The following is a 24,937-nucleotide window of genomic DNA, read 5'->3' as shown; positions in this document are numbered from 1 at the left end:
ACTTTACCGGGCAGCCAGCGGAAGACCACGGACATGACGCAGCGCACCCCAACCGATGACGGGTCCGGCGGGCTGGTGCTTGACCTGGCCCAGCTCAACGCCGGAATGCTGGCGCTGGTGGGTGGCAAGGCTGCGAACCTTGGAGAGCTGTTGTCGGCCGGGCTGCCGGTTCCGGAGGGGTTTTGCCTCACCACCGCTGCATACCGGCAGGCTATAGGCGCCACCGATGCATTGCTTCCGCCGCTGGCCGGGGTGTACGCCGCGCTTGGGGATGGGGATGGGGATGGGGATGGGGATGGGGCGGGGGCCGGCGGGGCGTCACCCGATGTGGCAGAACTCGCCGGAACCGCCCGCGCAGCAATCCTGGCGGCTCCCATTCCCGCAGGAGTTGCCCAGGCGGTGGAGCTGGCCTACACCGCCTTGGGTCCCGACGTCCCGGTGGCAGTAAGGTCGTCCGCCACGGCGGAAGACCTGCCTTTCGCCAGCTTTGCCGGCCAGCAGGACACCTACCTGAACGTGGTGGGCACCGCCGCGGTGCTGGATGCCGTCCGGCGGTGCTGGGCATCGCTGTGGACCGACCGTGCAACTGCCTACCGGGCAAGCCTCGGGATCGACCCGGCCACCGTGGCGCTCGCGGTGGTGGTCCAGCGGATGGTGGGCGCGGAGACTGCGGGCGTGATGTTTACGGCGAACCCGGTCACCGGCAGCCGCCGGCAGGTGGTGATCGACGCCAGCCCGGGCCTCGGCGAGGCCGTGGTCTCCGGCGCGGTCAACCCGGACCACTTCGTGGTGGACGCCCTGACCGGGAGGGTGCTGGAAAGCAAACCCGGCGACAAGACCGTTGAGATACGTCCGGCCGCCGGCGGCGGGACTGAGCTGCGAGAGGTGCCGGGCCGCCGGGGTGCCGCCTGCCTGACGGACCGGGAAGTGGCCGGCCTGGTGCGGCTGGGGTTGCGGGCAGGGGAACATTTTGGTGCCCCGCAGGACACCGAATGGGCCGTGGACGGTGGGGGCGCCCAATGGCTGACCCAATCGAGGCCCATCACCACGCTCTATCCCGTCCCCCGGAGTAATGGTGCCGCCGGCCGGGTTCCGCCGGGTTCCACCGCCGGCGGGACCAGGGCGTACCTCTGCTTCAGCCTCGCGCAGGGACTCACCCGGCCTCTTACTCCGATGGGCCTTGCGGCCGTCCGGCTGATCGCCTCATCGGTGGCCACCGTTGCCGGGTTCCCCGTTCCCGACCCCCGGGGAGGACCGTCCCCGTACGCCGAGGCGGGGCAGCGGATCTACATCGACTTCACCACGCCCATCCGCAGCAGCGTGGGCCGCCGCCTCGTTCCCCGCGTCTTCGACATCATGGAAGCCCGGACGGCAACGGTCATGCGGCAACTGTTCGCAGACCCCGCCTTTTCGGTGACCACCAGGACGCCTTTCGGGCTGCTGCGGCACGTCGTGCCCGCGGCCGTCCGGGCAGAGGTTCCCGCCAACTTCCTCCGTGCGTTGTTCCGTCCCAGCGCGGCCTTCCGCCGGTTGGACCGTTTTATCCAGGAGTTCGACGCTTCCCTGGCTCCCGGTGAGGACGCGGCCGCACTGGCACGCCTTGACCATGCCGAGGAGCTGGTGGGCTCACGCCTGTTCCGGATCGTTCCGGCGATCCTTCCCCTTCCCGCCCTTGGCTTTGCGATGCTGGGTGTTGCCGGCAGGCTGCTGGGCGGGGATGCCTGGGCCGAGCTGCAGCCCGTGATCCGCGGCCTGCCCAACAACGTCACCACGGAAATGGACCTGGAGCTGTGGCACCTGGCACAGGCAATCCAGGAGGACGCCGAATCACGTACCGCCCTGATGGACGGCGACCCCGCAGCCCTGGCTGCAGCCTTCCAGGCCGGCCGACTGCCGGCGCGCCTGGACACCGGCCTGGCAAGGTTCCTGGACAGGTACGGCCACCGGGCCGTGGGCGAAATCGACGTCGGACTCCCGCGGTGGTCGGAGGAGCCGGCACACATCCTGGGAATCCTTGCCAACTACCTGCGGCTGGACAACCCGGCCCTGGCGCCAGACGCCCAGTTCAGCAAGGCCGCCGAGGCCGCCGAGGCGCAGGTGGCACGGCTTGTGGCCAGGGCATCCGCACGCGGCAAGATCCGGGGACGGCTGGTGCGTGCCGCGCTCCGCAGGGCACGGCTGTTCGCCGGCCTGCGCGAGCTGCCAAAGTACCAGCTGGTGCTGGCCCTCGGGGAAGTCCGCCGCCAACTGCTCCTGGTGGGCAACGAACTGGCGCAGGCGGGAACGGTGGAAAGGCCCGACGACGTATTCTTCCTGGACTTCGCCGAGACCCGGCAGGCCTTGGCCGGAACAGCCGGGAACAGCGGAGCTGCCGTCCGGGACATGCAGACCCTCGTGGCGGCGCGGCGCCAGGACTATGCCGTGGAGCTCAGGCGCCGGCACATCCCCCGGGTCCTGCTCTCGGACGGCACGGAACCCGAAGCGGTTCGTACCGCCGTCGGACCCGCAGGAAACGGAGCCGTGCCAAACGGGACCCTGGCCGGCAGCCCGGCCTCGGCCGGGACGGTGACCGCTGCGGCACGGGTCATCCTGGATCCTGTCGGGGCGCGCCTGGAACCCGGCGAGATCCTGGTTGCCCCGTCCACGGACCCGGGCTGGACACCGCTGTTCCTGACGGCGGGAGGACTGGTGATGGAGATGGGCGGGGCCAACTCCCACGGCGCCGTCGTTGCGAGGGAATACGGTATTCCCGCGGTGGTCGGAGTGCCGGACGCCACCGGCCTGATCAGCACGGGCCAAAGAATAACGGTCGACGGCGCCGCAGGAACCATCGTGCCGGAACACCCCGGCAACCCCCGGAATGGACCCGTCCCCAGGGGCACAGACCCCCCTGCGCGGGCGTAGTCTTGGTTTATGGGCTCCAACAGGCTGGATTCCAGCGGACAGTCTCAACACATCAACGTGCAACGAAGCAGCACCAGGGGCCGCAAGGCGTGGCTGCGATGGCTTCCGGCCGTCGTGGCTCCGGCGGCCATCGCCTCCGCAGCCCTGGTCGGGTCCCTTCCGGCCGGTGCCAGCAACCCTCTCCCCGCCAAGACGCCCGCCCAGGTCCTCGAGCTGGCCGCCAGCCACCGAGGGGGCACATTCTCGGGCACGGTGGAACAGTCGGCCGACCTGGGGCTGCCGGAACTTCCGGCCGCCGGGAAACCATCCGGTTCCGCGTCCGGTCCTGCGTCCGCCGGCAGTGTCGCTTCGGTGATTGAGCTCCTGACGGGCAACCACACCGCGCATATCTACGTGGACGGCAAAGACAACGCCCGTGTACAGGTGATGGACCAACTGGCCGAACGGGACGTGGTTCGCCACGGAAACGATGTCTGGTTCTACTCCTCAAAGGACAACACGGCAGCCCATCTGGCCCTGCCCCAGCGCGCCCAGGGCCCTGCCCCCACAACGGACCCCGCGCCTCCAAACGACCCGCACGGGTCACCCGGCATGCACACTCCCGCTGAACTGGCCCAGCAGTTCCTGTCGAAGGTGGACCCGAGTACCGCCGTTTCCGTTGGCCCCGATGTATCCGTTGCGGGGCGTGCCGCCTACAACCTGCTGCTTGAGCCCCGCACGGACGGGACCTTGGTGGGCAAGGTGGCCATCGCCGTCGACGGTGAGAGCGGGATGACTTTGTCCGTCCAGGTGACCGCTCGCGGCGCCGACAAGCCTGCGTTCGCTTCCGGGTTCACCAGCCTCTCGCTCGACGCGCCGGACCCGTCAGTCTTCAGCTTCAGCCCGCCCCCGGGCAGCACGGTGAAGGAGATCCCGGTCCCGGAGAATCCCCATGATCCCGCCGATGCCCATGGCCCGGGTGCCATGCACGGCGGCGCCAAGGGGAATGTTGCCGTCACCGGTACCGGCTGGGAGACGGTGGTGGGAACGTCGGCTGGCTCGGCTGCGGCGGCCGAACCACTGCTCCAGGACCCGTTGCTGTCCCAGGCCGCCATCGCCGTACCCGGCGGCCGGCTGCTCTCCACCGCGCTGCTGAACATCCTGGTGACCGACGACGGCCGGATATTCGCTGGAATGGTGCCGCCCGAGGGGCTGCAGGCCGCAGCAGCAGCGCGGTAGGCGTTGGACGGACGGGGGAGTGGCGGCCGGGCCGGAGCAGGCCAGGTGACTTCGGGGCTGGCGATTGAGACCCGGGGCCTCAGCAAGCACTTTGGCCAGCAGGCCGCCGTCGACCACGTGGACCTGGCTGTCCCGCACGGGACGGTCTTCGGATTCCTGGGGCCCAACGGGTCCGGGAAGACCACCACCATCCGGATGCTGCTGGGACTGGCTGCCGCGTCTGCAGGCACCGTGACGCTGCTGGGCCAGGAGATGCCGGACAAACTCCACGAGGTGTTGCCGCGCGTCGGCGCCCTGGTGGAGGGCCCCGCGTTCTACCCCTTTTTGTCCGGCGCCGCCAACCTCCACCGGCTCGATTCCGCCAGCCCGCACACTGTGCCTGCCACGCGCAGGGCCCGCGTGCAGCAGGCCCTGCAGCGTGTAGGCCTGGAACACGCCGCAGGGAAGCGCGTGCATGCGTACTCCCTGGGCATGAAGCAGCGGCTGGGCATCGCCAACGCACTGCTCTCGCCCCGGGACCTCCTGGTCCTGGACGAGCCCACCAACGGCCTGGATCCGCAGGGGACCCGCGAAGTCCGCAACCTGGTGCGCTCGCTGGCGCACCAGGGCACCACTGTCTTTGTCTCCAGCCATCTTCTGGCCGAGGTGGACCAGATGTGCACCCACGCTGCGGTCATGAGCGCCGGCAAGCTCGTGGCGCAGGGGCCGCTGGCCGAGCTGCGCCAGGCCGGAAGCACGCGCCTGCGGCTGGTAACACCCGACGGCGGTGCGGCGCGGCAGATCCTGGCGGGGCTGGGGCTGGTGCCCGGGCTGGGGGACGCCGAGGCGGAGCCTGCACGTTCGGGCCGTCCAGGCCCGCAGGGGCCGGAACCACGGCGCACCCAGCCGGACGGGGAGACCATCGTTGCGGCGTTGGATGCGAGCCTGCAACCGGCCGTGCTGCCGGAGGACGTCGTGGTGCGCCTGGTCCACGCGGGGGTCCGTGTCCGGGGCTTCGCCGTCGAACGTGAAAGCCTTGAGGACCGCTTTGTTGCCCTGACCGGGGAAGGATTCGACGTTGCCCAGTAGTGTTCCCGCGGATCTTCCGGAGGCTGCCGGAACAGCCCGGCCGGCCGCAGTGCCGCGCAGTTCCGGGCTGTCCCTGTTGGGGTCGGAGTTCAAGGTCCTTTTCGGGCGGCGGCGGACCTGGGCCTTGCTCCTGGCGCTCGCCGCCATCCCCGTACTCATTGCCGTGGCCGTGAAGGTTTCCTCCAGGGTCCCGCCGGGGCGGGGCCCTGCATTCCTCGACCGGATCACCCAGAACGGCCTGTTTGTGGCTTTCACCGCCATGCTGGTCTCGGTCCCGCTGTTCATGCCGCTCGCGGTGGGGGTGGTGGCCGGCGATACGATCGCCGGAGAGGCCAACCTGGGCACCCTCCGGTACCTGCTGGTGGCGCCGGCCGGGCGGGTGAGGCTCCTCCTGGTGAAGTACGCGGGGGCACTGGCCTTCTGCATCGCGGCTCCGTTGACCGTTGGCCTGGCAGGTGCGGCCATTGGGGCTGCGTTGTTCCCCGTAGGCCCGGTGACCCTGCTCTCCGGAGGGGTAGTGCAGCCTGGCGAAGCCTTCCTGCGGATACTGCTGATCGCCGCCTACCTGGCTCTGTCCCTTGCCGGGCTCTCGGCAATCGGGCTGTTCCTGTCCACGCTGACCGTTGTTCCGGTGGGGGCCATGGCCGCCACGGTGGTGGTGTCTGTGGTGTCCGAGGTCCTGGACCAGCTTCCCCAGCTGGAGTGGCTGCACCCGTGGCTCTTCAGCCATTACTGGCTGGGTTTCGCCGACATGCTGCGCCAGCCACTGGTGTGGGACTCGTTCGGCAGCAACGCCCTGCTCCAGGCCGGCTACGTGGCGGTGTTCGGGGCGCTCGCGTATGGCAGGTTCGTCACCAAGGACATTCTGAGCTGACGACGGCGGCCGGAGCCTTCAGGAGATGCAGCCCCAGGTAGCAGCTCAGTAGCGGGCCGCGTACGGATACAGGTCCATGCCCACCATCGAACTGATCGTGGAAACGGTGATGCCCTCCTGGGGGTTCAGCGCCTGGACCACTCGGCCGTTCCCCAGGTAGATGGCCACGTGGTAGAAGTTCGGGGCGGAACCCCAGACCAGCAGGTCACCCCGGCGGGCCTGCGAAATCGGAACGTGGACGGGGGCTGCCGCGTACTGCTGGGACGCGGTGCGCGGAAGGTACGTACCGGCCGCGGCGAAGGCATTCTGCACCAGGCCCGAGCAGTCGAAACCATACGGCCCCGTGCCACCCCATTGATAGAAGTACGGTGCGCCCACCTTGCCCAAGGCGACGGAGATCGCTGCCTCGTACGTGCCCGAGCCGGCGGGAGGCGCAGGCGCGGGGGCAGGGGCCGGTGCGGCGGGGGCAGGTGCGGGTGCCGGGGCAACCGGAGCAGGGGCCGGAGCAGCGGGTGCCGGGGCGGCCGGGGCAGGTGCCGGGGCGGCAGGGGCAGGTGCTGCTGCAACGGGGGCCGGTGCCGCCGGCGCGGGGGCTGCCGGGGCTGGCGCGGCGGGAGCGGGAGCCGCAGGGGCAGCCACCTGTCCGCCGCCGTTCTGTCCTGCACCGTCCTGGCGGCCGGCTTGGTCGTTGGCTGCCTTGTCCTGTGCTGCTTTATCGGCCGCTGCTTTGTCGGCGGCAGCGGACAAAGCAGCAAGGCGTGCCTCTTCGCGCTGCCGGTCAAGGGCATCCACCCGCGCGGATTCGAGCGCCACTGTGGTGTTGCGGAGCTGGGCCAGCTGGTCCACCAGGACGGTCCTCTGTGCCTTGGCATCGGCGACTGCCTTTGCCTGCGCGGCGTTGGCCTGCTCCGCCTGGGACCTCCGTTGCTCGGCGGTCTTGGCGGCGTCGTCAGCAGCCTTGGTGGCATCATCCGCGGCTGCGGTCAGGGACTGGTAGGCGGTGGCTGCGCTGTCCGCGGCTTCGAACGCGCGGCTGCGGCTGGCGGATAGGGCCTCAAGGGTGGCGGCCTGCTGGAGGCTGTCGCTGCCGCTGGCCAGGGTTCCGAGGGTGGGGTTCAAGCCGCCGTTGCGGTACAGGTCGCCGGCGAGCTGCCCCACCTGCTTCCGGGTCCTGTCCTGCTGGTCGCGGGCGGACGATGCTTTGGCGGCGGCAACGGAAGCCGCTTCAGTCCGCTGCTGCAGTTCCACGAGCGCTTCACTGTAGGAATTGTTGGCCTGCATGGCCACCGCGAACGCCGCCTGCTGGGCAGTTGACGCATCCGCCAGAATCCGCTCGATCGCCGTGACCTGGTCTGCCGTCGCGGACTCACTTGCCTTTGCGGCGGCGATGTCCTCCGGGGACGGGATCTCCGGTGATGCGGGACGGACCGTAAGTGCGGATGGTGCCGGCGCCGCCAGCGCGGGCGGGGCCACAGAGGCAAAGAGTACGACGGCGGCGCACAGCGCAGCGGTCCTGCGGCCGGATCCGGGTATAGCCATCTGCAGAGACCTCGCAACGGTAAGGCTGGGAGTGAGGTTCTGGATGCGGCACGACGGTGCCCCTCAGCTGCTCGCCAGCAGTCCGAGGTTACGTGACGGTATGCACATTGGCAACAGCAGTCACATGAATAACATAAACCACAAAGATGTCATTCTCCACGGAATTCACCACGGTGTGTCGGGGTCAGGCGTGCTGGTGTTCCTCGTGTTCTGAGTGGCTGGCAGGCTCCAGCTGGAAGGTGCAGTGGTCGGTATCAAAGTGAGAGCCCAGGCAGGTGATGAGCTTGTCCAGCAACTGGTCGGCGCCCCGGGCGTTCAGCACCCCATCCTCCACCACCACGTGCGCTGAGAAGACGGGGACGCCGGAGGTGATGGTCCAGATGTGGATGTCGTGGACGTCGGTCACACCGGCTACCGACAGGATGTGCTCGCGGATCATCTGGACTTCCACTCCCTTCGGGCTGGCCTCCAGCAGGACGTCCACCACGTCGCGCAGCAGGCTCCAGGCGCGGGGGAGGATCATCAGCGCGATAAGGACGGATGCGATGGTGTCTGCTGCCTGGAAACCGGTGGCCAGGATCACTATGGCGGCGATGATGACGGCCACCGAGCCCAGGAGGTCGCCCAGCACCTCCAAGTAGGCGCCGCGGATGTTCAGGCTCTCCTCCTGCCCCCCACGCAGGACCAGCAGCGATACCAGGTTTGCCACGGCGCCGAGGATTGCGGCGAACAGCATGATGTCCGTCTGCACCTCGGGGGGTGCGCCAAACCGGCGAATGGCCTCCGTGAAAATCACCACGGAGATCACGATCAGGATCAGCGCATTCGCCAACGCCGCGAGCACCTCTGCCCGCTGGTAGCCGTAAGTCCGCTGGTCGCTCGCCGGGCGGCCGGCGATCCAGGCGGCAAGCAGGGCGATGGTGACACCGGCCGCGTCGGAGAGCATATGCCCTGCGTCCGCCAGCAGGGACAGCGACCCGGACAGGGCCGCGCCGACGATCTGGATGACCACAACGCCGAGCGTGATCCCCAGGACCGCCACCAGCCGTTTCCGGTTCCGCCCGGTGGCAGTGATCCCGTGGCCGTGGTTGTGGTCGTGTCCCATGCCTACAAGGCTAGCCCCAGCCCAGCTCGTGCAGCCGGTCGTCGGAAATCCCGAAGTGGTGGGCGATCTCATGGACCACGGTGACGGCCACTTCGTGGATCACCTCGTCCCGGGAGGCGCAGATTTCCAGGATGGGTTCGCGGAAGATGGTGATCCGGTCCGGGAGCGAGCCGGCGTCCCACCATGAGTCGCGTTCGGTCAGGGGGACGCCTTCGTACAGCCCCAGCAGCACGGTGTCCGGGTCTTCCCCTGGGCCCGGCACGTAATCGTCGTCGATGAAGACTGCCACGTTATCCATGGCCCGGGCCAGTCGGTCCGGAATGCTGTCCAGGGCATCCTGGACGGCTGCTTCGAATTCGTCAGGAGACATGGTGAAACCTGACGGTTCATGCGGCCCTTCGGGAATGATGGGCAGTCCCGGCGGAAGGCTGGCTGGCATACCCCGACTCTAGCCCGCCGCCCGGCCCGTCCCGATGCGGGAGGGGCGCGTCCTGCGCCGGGTCAGTCCCACTCCCACCAGGCAGACCAGCCCGCCCACCAGTCCCCAGGCTGTGGGGATCTCCCCGAGCAGCAGCCAGGAGATGAGCACCGTGGTCCCGGGCACCAGGTAGGTCGTGGCAGCCAGTTTCCCGGCTTCCACCAGCGAGAGCGCGTATGCCCAGGTTGTGAAGGCGATTGCAGTGGGAAACACGCCAAGGTACACCAGCGCCCAGGTGGCCTCCGGAGGGGCGGCCCGGACTTCGGAAGCCAGTTGCCCGGCGAAAGGCAGGCAGCACACCGCGCCAACGATGATGCCGAACCAGGTTGCCTGCGCCGCCGGGAACTTCCGCACCACCGGCTTCTGGATGATGACGCTGACTGCGGCGAGCACCGCTGCAAGGAGGCAAAGCGCCACGCCCGCCAGGTCCGTCGTCGAACTTTCCCCGGCGCTGCGCGGCTGTCCGGAACCCAGGGCGATCAGTGCAACTCCCGTGAACGCCACCGTGCTGCCGATGAGCAGCCAGCGGGGAAAACCCTCTTTGAGGAAGATGCCGGCCATGATGGCCACCAGGATCGGGTTGACGTTGATCAGCAGGGCGCTGGTGCCGGCGTCAAGGATGTGTTCGGCGGCGTTCAGGGCTACGTTGTAGCCGCCGAACCACATTACGCCATAGGCGAGGATGGGCAGCCATTCGCGCCCCCTGGGCAGCATCCGGCTCCTGAGCAGTTGCGGCACCACCAGGAAAGCGAGGACGACGGCGGCGACCGCCAGCCTGCCGAGCGTCAGGGATCCGGGGGAGAAGTGCGGCCCGATGGCGCGGATGCCGACGAACGCGGAGGCCCAGAGCACCACGGTAACCACCATGGCCGCCACGCCAAGAGCCTTCACTGGCGTGGGCGCTGCAGCGGGGGAAGCCAGGGGCTGGCGGGCGGGACTGTTGGAAGGCATGAATCAAATGTACGGCTGCTGCAGGCACCGGACTGGCGGAAATCGGCCGTGTGGGTGACCCCGGGCCAGGCAGAAGCTGGCAGACGCCGTCGAGTAACGGGGTTCAGCTTCGCTGACGGTCCGAGGAGGGCCTAGCTCCGCGAAGCCCAGGCGAGCAGCTTGTCCACCGGCCACGTGGTAATGATCCGGTCTGCCGGAACGTTGTTGCGGGCCGCCCGTTCGGCACCGTACTGCAGGAAATCCAGCTGGCCGGGGGCGTGGGCATCGCTGTCAATCGAGAACAGGCACCCGGCTTCCAGGGCCAGCTGGATCAGGGCATCCGGCGGGTCCTGCCGCTCGGGACGGGAATTGATCTCCACGGCGACGCTGTGCTCTGCGCAGGCGGCAAACACTTCCTTGGCATCGAATTCCGACGGCGGCCTGGTCCCGCGCGAGCCTTCCACCAGCCGGCCGGTGCAGTGGCCCAGGACGTTGGTCTGCGGGGCCGTAACGCCCCCGAGCATCCTCGCCGTCATGGTCTTCCGGTCTGCCCGGAGTTTTGAATGGACGCTGGCCACCACGATGTCCAGCCTGTCCAGCAGTTCCGGTTCCTGGTCCAGCTCGCCGGATTCCAGGATGTCCACCTCGATGCCGGCCAGGAGCCGGGTGGGTCCGTCCTTGCCGTTGATGCCCGCCACCACGTCCAGCTGGTCCCGCAGGCGTTCGGGCGAGAGGCCGTTGGCGATGGTGAGGTTGGGGGAGTGGTCTGTCAGGGCCACATACTCCCTGCCCAGCACCTCCGCGGCCGCCACCATCAGCTCGATGGGGGAGCCGCCGTCGGACCACTCACTGTGGCTGTGAAGGTCCCCGCGCAGGGCCCTGCCGATCTCTGCACCGCCGGATGCAAGCGGCTCGGCGCCCTTCTCCCGAAGGTCTGCCAGATACTCGGGGACCTGGCCGTCCACCGCCTGCCGGATCACCGTGAAGGTCCGGTCCCCGATCCCCTTCGTGGATTTGAGCCGCCCGTTCCGGGCCCGCGCTGCCACTTCCTCCGGGCCGAGCGCGCTGATGGCGGCGGCTGCCTTCCGGAAGGCCTGGACCTTGAACGTGGCCGCGCGTCCGCGCTCCAGCCAAAAAGCGATCTCGTTGAGCGCATCGACGGCATCCATCCGTCCATCTTGACCCGTCCAGGGCCCAAACGGCGGGGTTTTCCGCCGATTTTGGAATATTCCGGGTTAGCCCCTATAGTTTTAGAGTCCAGTTCGGAGAAACGCAGAGGACAAAGACGGAAAGCCCCGCTTGACGCCTTTTATTTTGTTCCGAACGGGTTCTGGCCCCCATCGTCTAGCGGCCTAGGACACCGCCCTTTCACGGCGGCGGCACGGGTTCGAATCCCGTTGGGGGTACGCAAGGAACTGGTCAAGCAGGCTAAAAAAGTCTGGTAGGCTGGAAGCCTTGAAAAAAGCGGTAGAGATACTGCAAAGCAAGAAACGCAAGGCCCTGTAGCGCAGTTGGTTAGCGCGCCGCCCTGTCACGGCGGAGGTCGCGGGTTCAAGTCCCGTCAGGGTCGCTCTGATTGTTGGAAGAAATTCCGGCTGTCATGGTGACTAGTCACCTAGGCTCTGTAGCTCAGTTGGTAGAGCGTTCGACTGAAAATCGAAAGGTCACCGGATCGACGCCGGTCGGAGCCACCACTGGGAAGCATCAGTTCTTCGGAACTGGTGCTTTTCTGCTTTAAGGCTCATCCGGTTTCCGGGCCCCATAACCCTCCAGCTTGGTCGCATACCCCTCTACCTTGTTCGCGGATCGCGACGCTGAGGGTCGTGGTACGCGCACAAGCTTCGGAGCTGGTGCGGGTATATGCGTTGGTCCCGTAAACGGGACAGCGGCGGGTCCCGCACTGTGTGGCGCAGACAACATTCCGTCCGGCCTGGGAAAATTATTTGTCTGACTTTTGAAACATTTGACCTGCGCCAAACGGATATGGCACGCGCGCGCATTGGCTGATGTAAGCGCTTGCACTCTACTCGCCGGTAACCCGTTTTGGCGTGTGAAACAGGGTTTGAACTGTCCGTTCCACCCCGTCTACGGTGGAGCGCGGCCGGAGGACAGCATGCTTTCCATCGGCCGGCCAGGCCCTACCCAGGCCTGCCTCCACCCGCAGCACAACGGCGTCCCCGATGACGCCTGAGGTGTCGCCGGGGCCGCGGTTTGTTTCGGGATCATGGGCACACGCCCGCCTTCCACGAAATGTCACAACTCCGCGAGAAGAGCAAGAAATGCACAAGCACCCCCAACCCCGGCTGCTGCGGTGGCGCACTGCGGCCGCAGCGCTGGCGGCGACCCTGGCCGCCTCGGCCTTCCTGGCCGTCCCCGCGGCCCAGGCCAATGAGCCCTCAGATCCGCCCGCCGTCCAGCAGATGCCTGCCCCCACGCCAGGCTTCCCCTTGCCGACGCAGCACACGCAGCAGGCCTTTGACCCGGCGTCGGACTTCACCTCCAAGTGGACCCGCGCAGACGCCAAGCAGATCATGGCGCAGAGCGACTCCACCGTCTCCCCGGGCGCAAACTCCATGAGCCCTGACGTCACCATGCCGGAGATCCCGCAGGACTTCCCCACCATGAATGACGACGTCTGGGTCTGGGACACCTGGTCCCCGACGGACGAAAACGCGAACCAGATCAGCTACAAGGGGTGGGACGTCATCTTCTCCCTGGTCGCCGACCGGCACGCCGGATACGGCTTTGACCAGCGCCACTGGAACGCCCGGATCGGGTACTTCTTCCGCAAGACCAACGCTGATCCCGCCAAGGACAAGTGGAACTACGGCGGGCACCTGTTCCTGGACAACACGTCCATCGGAAACACCGAGTGGTCCGGCTCCACCCGCCTGATGCAGGGCAACCACGTGAACGTCTTCTATACCGCCACCACCTTCTACGATGTGGCCGAGCGGAACGCCGGCGGCGGCGGCATCGCCCCCGACGCCGTCATCGCCAAGGCGTTGGGAAACATCCACGCCGACCAGAACGGGGTTACCTTTGACGGGTTCGAGCACACCAAGCTGCTGGAACCGGACGGAAAGATGTACCAGACCAAGGCGCAGAACGCCGGCTTTGCGTTCCGGGACCCGTACACCTTCCAGGACCCGGCCCATCCCGGCAAGACCTACATGGTGTTCGAAGGCAACACCGCGGAAAACCGCGGCGACTACCAGTGCAAGGCCGAGGACCTGGGCTACCGCCCCGGGGACCCGCACGCAGAAAGCGTCACGGACGTCCAGAACAGCGGCGCGTTCTACCAGACGGCCAACGTTGGGCTGGCGGTCGCGGACAACAAGGATTTGACCAAGTGGTCCTTCCTCCCGCCCATCCTTTCCGGGAACTGCGTGAACGACCAGACCGAGCGCCCGCAGATCTTCATCCAGAATGAAAACGGCAAGAACAAGTACTACCTGTTCACCATCAGCCACCAGTTCACCTACGCGGCAGGGATGCGCGGTCCCGACGGCGTGTACGGGTTCGTGGGCAACGGCATCCGTTCGGACTACCAGCCCATGAACAACAGTGGCCTGGCCCTCGGCTCGCCCACGGACCTGAACCTTCCGTCCGAGTCCCCGGAGGCGCCCACGCCGAACCAGAACGGGCGGCAGTTCCAGGCATACTCGCACTACGTGCAGCCCGGCGGCCTGGTGCAGTCCTTCATCGACAACGTCAACGGAGTCCGTGGCGGTTCCCTCTCGCCGACGGTAAAGATCAACTTCCGCGACGGCGTGTCCCAGGTGGACAGGACGTTCGGCCGGAACGGGCTGGGTCCGTTCGGCTACCTGCCCACCAACGTCAGGGTCGGCGGCGAAGGCCTTTACAAGTAGGCCTGCCCACCGCGGCAGCTTCAAGCAGTACGTGAACCAGGCGGGGAGTCCCACGGCTCCCCGCCTGGTTCCTTTAATAACCGCTTTCCTTCAACACTCCTGGACCCGGTCTGTGCGGCTGCGCCGACGGGTTTCCAGCCCATCTGTCGCAGCCTGGGGATAGGGTGGAACCAACAGAAGGGGGAGTGCCTGATGGAATACCAGAACCCACAACCCGTGGTGCCCAACCGTCCTGCCGCCAGCCCGGCTCCCGGTCCGGGCCGGACAGTTATTTCCGAGACCGCCGTGGCAAAGGTCGCGGGGATCGCTGCCCGCGCGGTTCCCGGCGTCTACTCACTGGGGTCGGGCCCGTCCCGTGCCCTGGGCGCCATCCGCGACGCCGTGGGAAGCTCCGACCACGCCGCGGGTGTCCACGCGGAAGTAGGCGAAACGCAGGTAGCCGTCGATATCACCCTGGTGGCCAGCTACGGAACGCCCCTGCATGCGCTGGCCAACAGCGTCCGTGCCGCCGTTTACCGGGCGGTCGAAGAACTGGTGGGTCTGCAGGTGATCGAGGTGAACGTCGAGATCACCGACGTCTATGTCCCACCCCCGGTCAAGACCGCAGCCCCGGCCGCTTCCGAACGGGAGGCGTTGCTGTGAACCTCACCGTGGCAGGCACGGCCATAGGCGCATTCGTGGCGTTCATGTCGCTGCAGTTCGGTCTTTGGGGCTTCCTGGTTTCCCTTCTCTTCATGGCCATTGGGGCCCTCCTGGGCCGCGCCGCCGAAGGAAAGCTGGACCTGCGCGGCATTTTCGATGCCATCATCGGCCGGCGCTCGTCCTCATGAGTTCGCCCGCGCCCGTTGTGCGTGCGCAGGCGCTCAGCGGCCATAACCGGATTAGTACCCAGGCTTTGACCAGCCTTGCCAAAGCGGCGGCTGCGCAGGCGCTGGGCGTCGACGCCCAGGACATCCGTGCGGACTGGACGGACGACGACGGCCTGCTGGCCTTGTCCCTCGTCGCCCCCATCAGCATCCCGCCGTTACAGGCGGTGGCAGCGGACCGGGCGCGAATCGGCATCGTTGGAGGTTCCATCCGGGACCGCACCGTGAAGGCCAAGGAAAGCATCCTGGCGAAGGTGTCGGAACTCAGCGGTTCACAGGTGAGCCGGGTGGACATCCGCATCAGCGGGGCAAGGATCAGTACAGAAGGGCGGGTACGGTGAGCAGCAGCGTGGAGAGCCGCCGGGCCGGCAGCGGGACCCGGAGAGGCAACGGCCCGGACATGGGCAGGGTGGTCTACCGCGAGACACATTCCGGCAGGGCCGTGGTGTCGGTTGTGGCCGCCGTCCTGGTGCTGGTGCTGGCCGGTTACGGCGTCCTCGAATCCGGGGTGCACGCAGTGGGGCAGCCGGCGTGGCTGGTGGAGCCGCAAGTCGCTGCCCAGCGCATCGTGGACCTTCCCGCCGGGATACCCCCGCTGCTGTTGGCGGCAATCGGCGCCGTGCTCGCGATGCTGGGATTGATCTTCCTGCTTAGTGGGATCCTCCCAGGGAAACGCGCGCGCCACGTGCTGGCCGGCGCACCCGGGGAAGGGCTCCCTGCCGTGGTGGTGGACGACGAGGTCATCGCATCCTCATTGGCCCGCCGCGCGCGCCTCGCCGCCAATGTCACCCCGGACCAGGTCATGGTGGTCGTCTCCCAGCGGCAGGTGCTGGTGAATGTCCGCCCTACCTCCGGCGTCCCGGTAAACCCGGAAAGGGTACTTGAGGCCGTCCGGGATGAGCTGGACCGGATGTTGCTGGAACCGGCACCCATCCCTCGCGTCAATGTGGCGCCATCGGGGGTGATCGGGGCATGAACGGCACCCCGACACTGCTCAACCGCATTTTGCTTACCGTGCTGGGCCTGCTCCTGCTGGGGGCCGGACTCCTCCTGGTGCTGCTGGCCACCGTTCCCTCTGTGGGCGCCTGGTGGCACTCTTGGTCTTCCGGTGCCTGGGGCGGCATCAACCAGTTGTTCGATTCCACCCGGTTCCCGGGCCGGCCGGAAAGCTGGTTGTGGATCGTGGTGGCGCTGGCGCTGCTGGCATTGATGGGGCTCATGGTGGCGTGGATCGCGCAGCAGGGAAAGGGCAAGTCAAACCTCCTGGCACTTGACTACGATCCCGGCGACACTCCCGGCGACGTACGCATCGGTGGCGGGGTGGCAGAACAGGCCCTCCGGCATGCCCTTGAAGGGCGCCCCGACCTCGCCGGTGCAACCGTCACCACCTACGAGGTCCAGGGAACGCCGGCCTTGAAGGTCCGGCTCCTGCCGCGCCAGGGCGTGGCCCCGCATCTGCTGGCCGCCGAGGTCACCGGCCTCGTGGACGCCCTGGAGGCCGTGGTGGGCAAGGAGTTTCCCGTCCTCATCCACATCGGCGCCGGGGCGCGGACACGCTTCAGCAGGGCTGAACGCGTCCGCTGACATGCCGCCGAAGGGCGTCCAGGCGCGCTGCGGTTACCTGCCGCCCATGAGGTACACGGTGGTGTCCACGGGAACCTCCCGCATGCCGGTCCATTCTTCGGCCGGCTCGGGACCGCTGGACAGCACCACGACCAACCCCTCGGGTAAGGGGGCGGAAGCGAATCCCATGTTGGACAGGACCGTGACGCCTCCATTCCGGAACGCCAGCAGGCCGCTGTCCGGCGCGTGTTCAGCCGTCCACTCCACACTGCCGCGGCCCAGCTGTTGTGCCGCACGAAGGGACAGGGCTGCCCGGTACAGCTCAAGGGTTGAGCCTTCCTCGCCGTCCTGAAGGTCGGCGGCCAGGGGCCCGAAGCTTTCCGGTTGGGGGAGCCATGGCTCGCGTGCCTCGCCGGACAACTCACCGGAGAACCCGTACCCGGGTTGGTCCGCAGTCCATGGCAGCGGGACCCGGCAGCCGTCGCGCCCGATTTCGGCACCATGGGTCCGGAAGAATGTTGGGTCCTGCCTCGCCTCATCGGGAAGGGTGGTGTGCTCAGGCAGGCCCAGCTCCTCGCCCTGGTAAAGATAGGCCGAACCCGGCAGCGCCAGCGCAACCAGCGTGGCCGCGCGGGCCCGCGCCAGGCCCAGCGCCGCGTCGGGCTGCTCGTCGGCGGCCCCGATGCCCTTCGGGAACGTGGTGGGATCCTTGAGGCCGAACCGGGTGGTGTGCCGCACCGTGTCGTGGTTGCTGAGCACCCAGGTGGACGGAGCCCCCACGGATGCTGCCGCCGCCAGGGAGGCGTCGATGGCATCAGCCATGCGTTCGGCATCCCAGCCTGCCAGGAGGAAGTCGAAGTTGAAGGCCTGCTGCATTTCATCCGGCCGGACATAGCGGGCCAGTCGCTCGGCCGGCTCCACCCATGCTTCAGCCACCATCATGCGGTCCCCGCCGTACTCCGCCAGGACGCGGTGCCAGTCCCGGTAGATGGCGTGGACGCCGTCCTGGTCGAAGAAAGGAGATGGCGGATACATGGGGGACACGGACCGGTGGGGTTCTTCGGCGTCGGTGTGGGCGTGGGGAGCGTCTCCGGGCAGATGGCTCTCCAGGCGGGGAGTGGAGGTTCCCTCCACCATGGCGGCAACACCGTCCCAGTCCGGAAGTCCCGCTTCCTTTACCAGGCCGTGGGCAACGTCCACCCGGAAGCCGTCGGCCCCGCGGTCCAGCCAGAAGCGCAGTACCGAACGCATTTCCTCCTGGACCTCCGGGTTGTCCCAGTTCAGGTCCGGTTGCTTGGTATCGAACAGATGGAGGTACCACTGGCCCGGCGACCCGTCGGCCTCCTGAACCCGGCTCCAGGCCGGCCCGCCGAACACGGATTTCCAGTTGTTGGGGGCCCGGCCACCGTCGCCGGATCCCGGGACCTCGTCCTTGCCGTCCCTGAACATGTATCGGTCCCGCGCAGGGCTCCCCGGGGGTGCCGCCAACGCCTCCCGGAACCAGGCATGCTCGTCAGAGGTGTGGTTCGGAACCAGGTCCACGATGACTTTCAGGCCGCGCCGGTGAGCTTCCTGCAACATGGCGTCGAAATCTTCCAGGGAGCCGAAGAGCGGGTCTACCTGGCGGTAGTCGGCCACGTCGTATCCGCCATCTGCCTGCGGCGACTTGTAGAACGGAGAGAGCCAGATGGCATCCACTCCAAGGGACTCCAGGTAGGAAAGACGGCCCGTGACGCCGCGGAGATCGCCCATGCCATCACCGTTGCCATCTGCAAACGACCGGGGATAAATCTGGTAAACCACGGCGTCCGCCCACCATGCAGAAGGGGTTGGGCCCGGCACCGGAACGGCTGGATCGGTCATTTGGTTCCCCTCTGATAACTTTTTGATGTAAACGCTTGCATTGCAGACAGCAACCTTACTAGTGTGATGGTCACCACATCAACCTCACCTAGCAAGCGCACTGTCGACTTACTTGTCACTCAGCGAGGAGCTTCAAGCTAATGAAAACCCCGAGATTCCTGCTTCCGGCTGCCACTGCCGGCATTCTGGCCCTGACGTTGTCCGCCTGTGGCGGTGGAGGTGGAGGGGGCACCACCGGGGGCGGCGGTGGAGGCGGTGACGCCAGCGCCAACCTCGACGGCCGCGGCCCCATCACTTACGTCCAGGGCAAAGACAACAGCAACGTGGTGCGCCCCCTGGTGGACAAGTGGAACGCGGCCCACCCGAACGAAAAAGTCACTTTCAAGGAACAGACCGACCAGGCCGACCAGCAGCATGACGACCTTGTCCAGCACTTCCAGGCAAAGCAGTCGGATTACGACGTCGTGGATGTGGACGTCGTCTGGACCGCTGAATTCGCAGCCAAGGGCTGGCTGCAGCCGCTGAAGGACAAGATGGCGATCGACACCAGCGCCATGCTCAAGCCGACTGTGGACAGCGCAACCTACAAGGGCACCCTGTATGCGGCCCCGAAAACCTCGGACGGCGGCATCCTTTACTACCGGAAAGACCTGGTACCCACCCCTCCCAAGACCTGGGACGAGATGATGGGCATGTGCTCCATCGCCAAGCAGAACAACATCGGATGCTACGCGGGCCAGTTCAGCAAGTATGAGGGCCTCACGGTCAATGCGTCCGAGGCCATTAACTCCGCCGGCGGTTCCGTCCTGGACAAGGACGGCAAGCCCAACTTGAACACTGCCGAGGCCAAGGCCGGCCTGGGGAACCTGGCCAAGGCCTACGCTGACGGCAACATTCCCAAGGAAGCCATCACGTACAAGGAAGAGGACAGCCGCCAGGCGTTCCAGAGCGGTAAGCTCCTGTTCCTGCGCAACTGGCCCTACGCCTTCAACCTGATCACTACTGAAGGTTCGTCGGCCGTCAAGGACAAGACGGGGCTGGCTGCACTCCCGGGCACGGATGGACCTGGGGCATCCTCACTCGGCGGCCACAACCTTGCCACCAGCGTGTACTCCAAGAACAAGGCAACTGCCCTTGACTTCATGAAGTTCATGACCTCGGCGGAGACCGAGAAGTTTTACGCTACCCAGGGCTCGTTGGCTCCGGTTCTCGGATCGCTGTATGACGACCAGGAACTCGTTGCCAAGCTGCCCTACCTGCCGGTGCTGAAGACGTCCATCCAGAATGCCGTACCGCGTCCTGTGACGCCTTTCTACCCGGCTGTTACCAAGGCAATCCAAGACAACGCCTACTCCGCTATCAAGGGAGAAAAGACAGTGGACTCCGCACTCTCTGACATGCAGAAATCCATCGAATCCGCCGGTGCGGGATCGTAGTTCTGCCATGGCAACCGAACTAGGCCCGACGCCGGTAAAGTCACCGGCGTCGGGCGGGACCCCCGTCCATCACGCGCCCAAGGGCGTAGGCGAGGACAACAGGATCGCCAGCCAGGGACGCTGGGCTTCCTGGCTGCTCGCCCCCACCATCATCGCCCTGGGCATCGTGATCGTCTACCCGATCATCAGCGCCATCGTCATGTCCTTCCAGAAGGACGCCGGCCTGGACCCTGCCACAGGGCTGTTCACCGCAGGTGGGCCGGCCGGCATCCAGAACTATGTGAACTGGCTCGCACAGCAGTGTTCGGCCCCTGCCGGCGGAACTGTTGCCTGCCCGCCCGGCACCCTGGGCGGCCAGTTCTGGTCCGCCACCGCTACGACATTCTTCTTCACCGTCGTCACGGTGGCATTCGAAACCGTTCTGGGTTTCTGGATGGCCATGATCATGGCCCGTGAATTCCGCGGCCGCAGCCTGGTCCGTGCAGCTGTCCTGGTGCCGTGGGCCATCCCCACCGCCGTGACGGCCAAGCTCTGGTTCTTCATCTTCGCCTTCGAGGGCATTGCCAACAAGCTGTTCAACACCACCATCCTGTGGACGGGCAGCGAATGGCCGGCCAAGTGGGCCGTTGTCATCGCGGACGTTTGGAAGACAACCCCCTTCATGGCTCTGCTGATCCTGGCGGGCCTGCAGATGATTCCGGCGGAAGTCTATGAAGCCGCCAAGGTGGACGGCGCCACTGCCTGGCAGCGGTTCCGCCTGATTACCCTGCCCTTGGTCAAGCCCGCGCTGATGGTGGCAGTCCTGTTCCGTACCCTGGATGCGCTTCGCATGTTCGACCTGCCGTACATCCTCACCGGCGGTGCCAACAACACCACCACCTTGTCCATCCTGGTGATCAACCAGATCAGGCAAGGCTTCAACGCGGCAGCTGCCCTGTCCACCATCACGTTCATCATCATCTTCCTGGTCGCCTTCATCTTTGTCCGCTTCCTCGGGGCAAACGTGGTTGAGCAGAGCGGCGCCACAGGAAAGGGGAAGAAATGACCACGGCAACAGCAGACGCCTCGGCGTTGCGGGCCCGGCAGGACAAGGGCCGCAAGGCAGCCCAGAACCGGGAAAAGTGGGCACAGGGCAGGACCTACATCAGTGCGGTCATCGTGCTGCTTTGGTGCCTTGCCCCGGCCTACTGGATGGTGGTCACGGCGTTCCGTGAGGTGGGCTTCACCTACGACACCTCGATCCTCCCCACCCATGTCACCCTGGACAACTTCAAGACTGCCTTCGATACGTCCTTTGGCAACAGGTTCGGGCAGGCGCTGCTGAACAGTGTGTTCATCGGCGGCGTCGTGACGGTGGTGTCCCTGCTGATTGGTGTCTTCGCCGCGTACGCCCTGGCCCGCCTGAACTTCAAGGGCAAGTTCCTGGTCCTCGGCTTCATCCTGGGTGCCTCCATGTTCCCCGGCGTTGCCCTGATCACCCCGCTGTTCCAGCTGTTCACCAACATCGGCTGGATGGGTACGTACCAGGCGCTGATTATCCCGAACATCTCCTTCGTGCTCCCGTTGACGGTCTACACCATGACCTCGTTCTTCCGGGAAATGCCGTGGGAGCTCGAGGAATCAGCCCGCGTGGACGGCTGCACCCAGGGGCAGGCGTTCCGCAAGGTCATCATGCCGCTCGCTGCTCCGGCAATCTTCACCACCGCAATCCTGGCCTTCATTTCCTCGTGGAATGAGTTCCTGATTGCCAGCCAGCTGTCCAGCGACGCAACGCAGCCGGTGACGGTGGCCATCGCCAACTTCGCCGGTGCACAGCCCAACCAGATCCCGTACACGGCCATCATGGCCGCGGGCACCATCGTCACCATCCCGCTGGTGATCCTGGTGCTGGTCTTCCAGCGCAAGATCGTGGCCGGCCTGACGGCAGGTGCTGTTAAGTGATGGGCGCCAGTTCCCGCCCCCGGACCCCGGGGGCGGGAACCCGCAGCCGGTTGGTCCGCTCGGGTGAGGACTTCGACATCATCATCGGCTTCCTCGCATTCTGGGCGCTGGTCCTCCTGGTAGTCACTGTGTGGATGGAAGTTACAGCCCAACCCGCCCTTGGATGGGCGCTGGGCCTCCTGGCCAGCCTGCTGGCCCTGTACGGGATGGTGCGGCTGCGCCGGAAACTTCCAGCCCGACGATAGTGAAGAAGGCACCGGTTACCGGTGGCTGTGACTTTGCACGCAGCCGCCGGTCCGGTTATCACTGCCCGTCCCCGGAATGGAAAAATACAAGGCCGGGGGTAAACGCAGGGCCAGCCGGCCCTACGCCGAAAAGGAGTTAAAAGGGGGACGCGGTGGCACGGACAACGGAAAGGTCCCAGCGGGGCGGCCATAACGGCGTCAGCATCGAAGACGTGGCCGCGGCCGCCGGAGTCTCCACAGCGACCGTCTCCCGCGCGGTCCGCGGACTGCCCCGGGTTTCCCCAGCCACCAGGGAGAAGATCCTGGAAGTGGCCGGAAACCTGGGCTACGTGGCCTCGTCCTCCGCTTCCGGACTGGCCACGGGTCGCACCAAAACCATAGGCGTCCTGGCCCCGTTCGTCAGCCGATGGTTCTTTTCAAAAGCAATCGAGGGCGCGGACCGCGAACTGCACGCCCGGCACTACAACCTCTCCCTCTTCAACCTTGGGGGCCACGGAAGCAACCGCGAGCGGCTCTTCAGCAAGACCATGGTGTACAAGCAGATCGACGCCCTGCTGGTGCTCTGCATGGCCCTCAGCCATGACGAGATCGAACACCTCCAGAAGATCGACATTCCCCTGGTGGTGGTGGGAGGGCACGTCGAGGAGTGCCCCTACATTGGCATCGACGATTACGCCGCCGCGTCCACCGCGGTCCGGCACCTGATCGACCTGGGCCACCGCGACATCGCCTTGCTGCACGGCGACGACGAGACAGACCTGAACTTCGACGTTCCCCGCGTCCGCATCCTGGCATTCAAGGACGTCATGGCCGCAGCCGGTCTGCCCACCCGGCCGGAATGGGACGAATGGGGCGATTTCACCGTGCGCAGTGGCCAGGAGGCCTTCCGCCGGCTGTGGTCGGGTCCGGGACAGAAACCGACGGCTATCTTTTGCGCCTCGGACGAAATGGCCATGGGCGTCATTTTCGAAGCCAACCGCATAGGTGTCAGTGTGCCCGGCGACCTGTCCGTGGTGGGCATCGACAACCACGACTTCGCTGCCGCCATGGGCTTGACCACTGTGGGGCAGCGCCCGGACGAACAAGCCGAACTGGCGACGAAGATGCTGCTGGACGAACTGGACGGCGAGGTCGGGGCTGTCCGCTCCGCAGTGGCGCCCCATGAACTCATCATCCGGCGCACCACGGCGCCTCCCAAGGGCTGAAACCGCCTCAGGAAGCGCGGGCCAGTTGGCGGATGGGAATCCAACGCGAGGCCAGCCGGCGGTAGGCTGCCGCGGCACCGGTCATATCTCCCTCCGCCAGGCATTCGATGCCCAGCCTGATATCCATGGGGGATTCATCCGGGTACACCTTGTCCGCCACGGCCCCGTAGTCCAGTTCCACCATGGAGTTCACGTGGAACAGCTCGAGCCATTCCGTCAGCTGGGCCAGGTCATCGAGCATGTCCAGGTCAGGGGCGGCGAGGGCCAGGTTGGCCACTGCGTAGCGGGCCCGCTCCAGGGCATCGGTGATGGGCGCCCAGACGCGCACGGTGAGGATTCGCCCGGCTGCCTCCACCACGTCCTTGCGGTCGGACTCCATGAACAGAGAGAACCAGCTGAACGGGATACCCCAGGTGGATGCACGGGTGTGGACGCGGACGGACCCGTCGCGCGCCTTCACAAGGTCGATCCGCTCCTGGTGCCGGTCCCGCTGTTCCTCCGGGATCAGCAGTTCGGCCAGCGGGCCGTGAATCCCCTCCATCAGGGCGTTGGCGGCCAGTCCGGCGCGGAGGACCAGCTGGCTGGGGCAATACAGGAGGACTGGCTCATTGCCGGCGTCAGCACCGTCGTCGGCCGTTCCACCGCCCGGTGCCGTGGTGACGCGCACCAGGTCGGTGCGTCCGGTGGGGAAAGGGTCCCCGCCGGAGCGGGTAATCCGTCCCAGCGAGGCGAGCAGTTCAGCGTTTTCGACGGCGGCGCGTGACACGGCCTGCGCGCCCGCCGCCGCGATGGCCGGACGCTGTTCTTCCGGGAAGGCCTCCAGGGGCTCGTAGACGCGCAGCGTGGAGGAGAAAGGCAGGCCGGCCTGGCCCCGGTAAAGGTTCCCCGTCACGACGGTCTCCTTGCATGGGTCCAGGGCGCGGTCATCAGTCGGCCAATTCCACCAGCACGGGGGCGTGGTCAGAGGCACCCTTGCCCTTGCGTTCCTCGCGGTCGATCAAAGCGCCGGTGACACGGGCGGCCAGGGCGGGGGAAGCCAGGATGAAGTCGATCCGCATGCCTTCCTTCTTGGGGAACCGCAGCTGGGTGTAGTCCCAGTAGGTGTAGACGCCGGGGCCGGGGGTGTAGGGGCGCACCACATCGGTGTAGCCGGCCGACTCGAAGGCGTGGAACGCTTCCCGCTCCGGCGGGCTGACGTGCGTTGCCCGGTTGGCGATGAACAGGTCGATGTCCCAGACGTCATCGTCGAAGGGCGCGATGTTCCAATCCCCCATCAAGGCCACCTGCGCCTGCGGGTTCTCCGTAACCAGCGCCTGGGCGTGCGTCTTGAGGCTTTCGAGCCACTTGAGCTTGTACGGCATGTGTTCGTCGTCCAGGGAGCGGCCGTTGGGGACGTAGAGGCTCCAGACCCGGACGCCGCCGCAGGTGGCAGCCATGGCGCGGGCTTCCTGCACCGGGTCCTTTCCGGCTTTGCCGAACGAGGGCTGGTCCAGGAACGTCCGTTCCACGTCCTCAAGCCCCACCCGGGAGGCGATGGCAACGCCGTTCCACTGGTTCACCCCGAAATGGGCCACCTCGTAACCCATCCGTTCAAAGAGTTCCCACGGAAAGTTCTCGTCCTTGCATTTGGTCTCCTGGATGGCCAGGACGTCGCAGTCGCTGCGCTGGAGCCAGGCTTCAACGCGGTCGGCGCGGGCACGGAGCGAGTTCACATTCCAGGTAGCTATCTTCACGGTTCCTAACTTACCTTGGCGGCCGCGCGCCCGGTAAAGCCCTCGCGGGACCGGTCCCGCCTTCCGGCCGCGGTTGGTCCCGGGCAGCAGGCGGCGG

General features: G+C 66.7%; 23 protein-coding genes and 3 tRNA genes. 18 read left to right on the top strand and 8 right to left on the bottom strand.

The window, feature by feature from the left end; all coding sequences use genetic code 11:
- The first annotated feature begins 33 nt into the window (after positions 1 to 33).
- From NIBR502771_RS02630 to NIBR502771_RS02615, 4 genes are read left to right on the top strand one after another with little or no spacing between them, the layout of a single operon-like run.
- Complete coding sequence (locus tag NIBR502771_RS02630) at positions 34 to 2,904, top strand: PEP/pyruvate-binding domain-containing protein (RefSeq protein ID WP_141158345.1); 2,871 nt, start codon at positions 34 to 36, stop codon at positions 2,902 to 2,904.
- Between the two features lie 9 nt (positions 2,905 to 2,913).
- A complete protein-coding gene (locus NIBR502771_RS02625) occupies positions 2,914 to 4,122 on the top strand; it encodes a hypothetical protein (protein WP_246839788.1) in 1,209 nt (402 codons plus the stop codon).
- A 45-nt stretch (positions 4,123 to 4,167) separates the two neighbouring features.
- Positions 4,168 to 5,190: an ABC transporter ATP-binding protein gene (locus tag NIBR502771_RS02620; protein WP_246839787.1), complete on the top strand. Its 1,023-nt coding sequence runs from the start codon at positions 4,168 to 4,170 to the stop codon at positions 5,188 to 5,190.
- Positions 5,180 to 6,064, top strand: coding sequence for an ABC transporter permease (locus NIBR502771_RS02615; protein WP_141158344.1), 885 nt, complete (start codon positions 5,180 to 5,182; stop codon positions 6,062 to 6,064). Before NIBR502771_RS02620 ends, NIBR502771_RS02615 begins: the two co-directional genes overlap by 11 nt.
- A 45-nt stretch (positions 6,065 to 6,109) precedes the next feature.
- Here NIBR502771_RS02615 and NIBR502771_RS02610 read toward each other — a convergent pair whose 3' ends face one another.
- The 5 genes from NIBR502771_RS02610 to NIBR502771_RS02590 form a co-directional block, all read right to left on the bottom strand.
- Positions 6,110 to 7,603, bottom strand: a complete 1,494-nt coding sequence (locus NIBR502771_RS02610) for a C40 family peptidase (protein WP_141158343.1) — start codon at positions 7,601 to 7,603, stop codon at positions 6,110 to 6,112.
- A 184-nt stretch (positions 7,604 to 7,787) separates the two neighbouring features.
- Positions 7,788 to 8,708 carry a cation diffusion facilitator family transporter gene (locus tag NIBR502771_RS02605; RefSeq protein ID WP_141158342.1) on the bottom strand — a complete coding sequence of 307 codons (921 nt, stop codon included), beginning with the start codon at positions 8,706 to 8,708 and terminating at the stop codon, positions 7,788 to 7,790.
- Positions 8,709 to 8,718: 10 nt separating this feature from the next.
- On the bottom strand, positions 8,719 to 9,147 hold the full coding sequence (locus NIBR502771_RS02600) for a metallopeptidase family protein (protein WP_141158341.1): 429 nt from the start codon (positions 9,145 to 9,147) through the stop codon (positions 8,719 to 8,721).
- Positions 9,148 to 9,156: 9 nt separating this feature from the next.
- Positions 9,157 to 10,137 (bottom strand): DMT family transporter, encoded by a 981-nt coding sequence (locus NIBR502771_RS02595; RefSeq protein WP_168225715.1) that lies wholly within the window; start codon positions 10,135 to 10,137, stop codon positions 9,157 to 9,159.
- Positions 10,138 to 10,268: 131 nt separating this feature from the next.
- The gene (locus NIBR502771_RS02590; protein WP_141158340.1) at positions 10,269 to 11,285 is read right to left on the bottom strand and encodes a PHP domain-containing protein; all 1,017 of its coding nucleotides are present in this window, start codon (positions 11,283 to 11,285) and stop codon (positions 10,269 to 10,271) included.
- Between the two features lie 164 nt (positions 11,286 to 11,449).
- On the opposite strand from NIBR502771_RS02590, the gene NIBR502771_RS02585 reads away from it, so the two are divergent.
- The 9 genes from NIBR502771_RS02585 (at position 11,450) to NIBR502771_RS02545 (ending at position 16,438) form a co-directional block, all read left to right on the top strand.
- Positions 11,450 to 11,522: transfer RNA gene (locus NIBR502771_RS02585), tRNA-Glu, on the top strand.
- Between the two features lie 90 nt (positions 11,523 to 11,612).
- Positions 11,613 to 11,686 (top strand) — tRNA-Asp (locus NIBR502771_RS02580).
- A 48-nt stretch (positions 11,687 to 11,734) separates the two neighbouring features.
- Positions 11,735 to 11,810: transfer RNA gene (locus NIBR502771_RS02575), tRNA-Phe, on the top strand.
- 585 nt (positions 11,811 to 12,395) lie between these two features.
- On the top strand, positions 12,396 to 13,988 hold the full coding sequence (locus tag NIBR502771_RS02570) for a glycoside hydrolase family 68 protein (RefSeq protein WP_141158339.1): 1,593 nt from the start codon (positions 12,396 to 12,398) through the stop codon (positions 13,986 to 13,988).
- 192 nt (positions 13,989 to 14,180) lie between these two features.
- On the top strand, positions 14,181 to 14,630 hold the full coding sequence (locus NIBR502771_RS02565; protein WP_141158338.1) for an Asp23/Gls24 family envelope stress response protein: 450 nt from the start codon (positions 14,181 to 14,183) through the stop codon (positions 14,628 to 14,630).
- The gene (locus NIBR502771_RS02560; protein ID WP_141158337.1) at positions 14,627 to 14,818 is read left to right on the top strand and encodes a hypothetical protein; all 192 of its coding nucleotides are present in this window, start codon (positions 14,627 to 14,629) and stop codon (positions 14,816 to 14,818) included. The genes NIBR502771_RS02565 and NIBR502771_RS02560 overlap by 4 nt, the downstream gene beginning before the upstream one ends.
- Complete coding sequence (locus NIBR502771_RS02555) at positions 14,815 to 15,195, top strand: hypothetical protein (protein WP_141158336.1); 381 nt, start codon at positions 14,815 to 14,817, stop codon at positions 15,193 to 15,195. The genes NIBR502771_RS02560 and NIBR502771_RS02555 overlap by 4 nt, the downstream gene beginning before the upstream one ends.
- Complete coding sequence (locus NIBR502771_RS02550) at positions 15,192 to 15,830, top strand: hypothetical protein (protein ID WP_141158335.1); 639 nt, start codon at positions 15,192 to 15,194, stop codon at positions 15,828 to 15,830. Before NIBR502771_RS02555 ends, NIBR502771_RS02550 begins: the two co-directional genes overlap by 4 nt.
- Positions 15,827 to 16,438, top strand: coding sequence for a hypothetical protein (locus NIBR502771_RS02545; protein ID WP_141158334.1), 612 nt, complete (start codon positions 15,827 to 15,829; stop codon positions 16,436 to 16,438). The genes NIBR502771_RS02550 and NIBR502771_RS02545 overlap by 4 nt, the downstream gene beginning before the upstream one ends.
- A 33-nt stretch (positions 16,439 to 16,471) precedes the next feature.
- Here the strand turns inward: NIBR502771_RS02545 and NIBR502771_RS02540 are convergent, their stop codons facing one another.
- Entirely contained in the window at positions 16,472 to 18,280 is a 1,809-nt protein-coding gene (locus tag NIBR502771_RS02540; RefSeq protein ID WP_141158333.1) for a glycoside hydrolase family 13 protein, read from the bottom strand.
- A gap of 140 nt (positions 18,281 to 18,420) precedes the next feature.
- On the opposite strand from NIBR502771_RS02540, the gene NIBR502771_RS02535 reads away from it, so the two are divergent.
- The 5 genes from NIBR502771_RS02535 to NIBR502771_RS02515 all read left to right on the top strand — a co-directional run bounded on the left by NIBR502771_RS02535 (position 18,421) and on the right by NIBR502771_RS02515 (position 23,107).
- The gene (locus tag NIBR502771_RS02535) at positions 18,421 to 19,716 is read left to right on the top strand and encodes an ABC transporter substrate-binding protein (RefSeq protein ID WP_141158332.1); all 1,296 of its coding nucleotides are present in this window, start codon (positions 18,421 to 18,423) and stop codon (positions 19,714 to 19,716) included.
- A gap of 7 nt (positions 19,717 to 19,723) precedes the next feature.
- Entirely contained in the window at positions 19,724 to 20,761 is a 1,038-nt protein-coding gene (locus tag NIBR502771_RS02530) for a carbohydrate ABC transporter permease (protein ID WP_109045842.1), read from the top strand.
- Positions 20,758 to 21,657 carry a carbohydrate ABC transporter permease gene (locus NIBR502771_RS02525; protein WP_109045843.1) on the top strand — a complete coding sequence of 300 codons (900 nt, stop codon included), beginning with the start codon at positions 20,758 to 20,760 and terminating at the stop codon, positions 21,655 to 21,657. The genes NIBR502771_RS02530 and NIBR502771_RS02525 overlap by 4 nt, the downstream gene beginning before the upstream one ends.
- The gene (locus NIBR502771_RS02520) at positions 21,657 to 21,902 is read left to right on the top strand and encodes a hypothetical protein (protein WP_210411307.1); all 246 of its coding nucleotides are present in this window, start codon (positions 21,657 to 21,659) and stop codon (positions 21,900 to 21,902) included. The genes NIBR502771_RS02525 and NIBR502771_RS02520 overlap by 1 nt, the downstream gene beginning before the upstream one ends.
- 152 nt (positions 21,903 to 22,054) lie before the next feature.
- Complete coding sequence (locus NIBR502771_RS02515) at positions 22,055 to 23,107, top strand: LacI family DNA-binding transcriptional regulator (RefSeq protein WP_141158330.1); 1,053 nt, start codon at positions 22,055 to 22,057, stop codon at positions 23,105 to 23,107.
- A gap of 7 nt (positions 23,108 to 23,114) precedes the next feature.
- Here NIBR502771_RS02515 and NIBR502771_RS02510 read toward each other — a convergent pair whose 3' ends face one another.
- Complete coding sequence (locus NIBR502771_RS02510; protein WP_141158329.1) at positions 23,115 to 23,999, bottom strand: hypothetical protein; 885 nt, start codon at positions 23,997 to 23,999, stop codon at positions 23,115 to 23,117.
- A gap of 34 nt (positions 24,000 to 24,033) precedes the next feature.
- Positions 24,034 to 24,840 (bottom strand): exodeoxyribonuclease III, encoded by an 807-nt coding sequence (locus NIBR502771_RS02505; RefSeq protein ID WP_141158328.1) that lies wholly within the window; start codon positions 24,838 to 24,840, stop codon positions 24,034 to 24,036.
- Positions 24,841 to 24,937 lie beyond the last annotated feature (97 nt).

It is taken from the genome of Pseudarthrobacter sp. NIBRBAC000502771, assembly GCF_006517215.1.
GTDB lineage: Bacteria > Actinomycetota > Actinomycetes > Actinomycetales > Micrococcaceae > Arthrobacter > Arthrobacter niigatensis.
The sequence above is the reverse complement of the archived record's forward strand: the minus strand, read 5'-3'. Positions and strand labels throughout refer to the sequence as shown.

Excerpts from the sequence above, each read along its gene's own strand:
- NIBR502771_RS02630 (WP_141158345.1), top strand. The coding sequence starts at position 34 with ATGACGCAGCGCACCCCAACCGATGACGGGTCCGGCGGGCTGGTGCTT.
- NIBR502771_RS02625 (WP_246839788.1), top strand. The coding sequence starts at position 2,914 with ATGGGCTCCAACAGGCTGGATTCCAGCGGACAGTCTCAACACATCAAC.
- NIBR502771_RS02610 (WP_141158343.1), bottom strand. The coding sequence starts at position 7,603 with ATGGCTATACCCGGATCCGGCCGCAGGACCGCTGCGCTGTGCGCCGCC.
- NIBR502771_RS02605 (WP_141158342.1), bottom strand. The coding sequence starts at position 8,708 with ATGGGACACGACCACAACCACGGCCACGGGATCACTGCCACCGGGCGG.
- NIBR502771_RS02600 (WP_141158341.1), bottom strand. The coding sequence starts at position 9,147 with ATGCCAGCCAGCCTTCCGCCGGGACTGCCCATCATTCCCGAAGGGCCG.
- NIBR502771_RS02595 (WP_168225715.1), bottom strand. The coding sequence starts at position 10,137 with ATGCCTTCCAACAGTCCCGCCCGCCAGCCCCTGGCTTCCCCCGCTGCA.
- NIBR502771_RS02590 (WP_141158340.1), bottom strand. The coding sequence starts at position 11,285 with ATGGATGCCGTCGATGCGCTCAACGAGATCGCTTTTTGGCTGGAGCGC.
- NIBR502771_RS02570 (WP_141158339.1), top strand. The coding sequence starts at position 12,396 with ATGCACAAGCACCCCCAACCCCGGCTGCTGCGGTGGCGCACTGCGGCC.
- NIBR502771_RS02565 (WP_141158338.1), top strand. The coding sequence starts at position 14,181 with ATGGAATACCAGAACCCACAACCCGTGGTGCCCAACCGTCCTGCCGCC.
- NIBR502771_RS02555 (WP_141158336.1), top strand. The coding sequence starts at position 14,815 with ATGAGTTCGCCCGCGCCCGTTGTGCGTGCGCAGGCGCTCAGCGGCCAT.
- NIBR502771_RS02545 (WP_141158334.1), top strand. The coding sequence starts at position 15,827 with ATGAACGGCACCCCGACACTGCTCAACCGCATTTTGCTTACCGTGCTG.
- NIBR502771_RS02540 (WP_141158333.1), bottom strand. The coding sequence starts at position 18,280 with ATGACCGATCCAGCCGTTCCGGTGCCGGGCCCAACCCCTTCTGCATGG.
- NIBR502771_RS02535 (WP_141158332.1), top strand. The coding sequence starts at position 18,421 with ATGAAAACCCCGAGATTCCTGCTTCCGGCTGCCACTGCCGGCATTCTG.
- NIBR502771_RS02530 (WP_109045842.1), top strand. The coding sequence starts at position 19,724 with ATGGCAACCGAACTAGGCCCGACGCCGGTAAAGTCACCGGCGTCGGGC.
- NIBR502771_RS02525 (WP_109045843.1), top strand. The coding sequence starts at position 20,758 with ATGACCACGGCAACAGCAGACGCCTCGGCGTTGCGGGCCCGGCAGGAC.
- NIBR502771_RS02520 (WP_210411307.1), top strand. The coding sequence starts at position 21,657 with ATGGGCGCCAGTTCCCGCCCCCGGACCCCGGGGGCGGGAACCCGCAGC.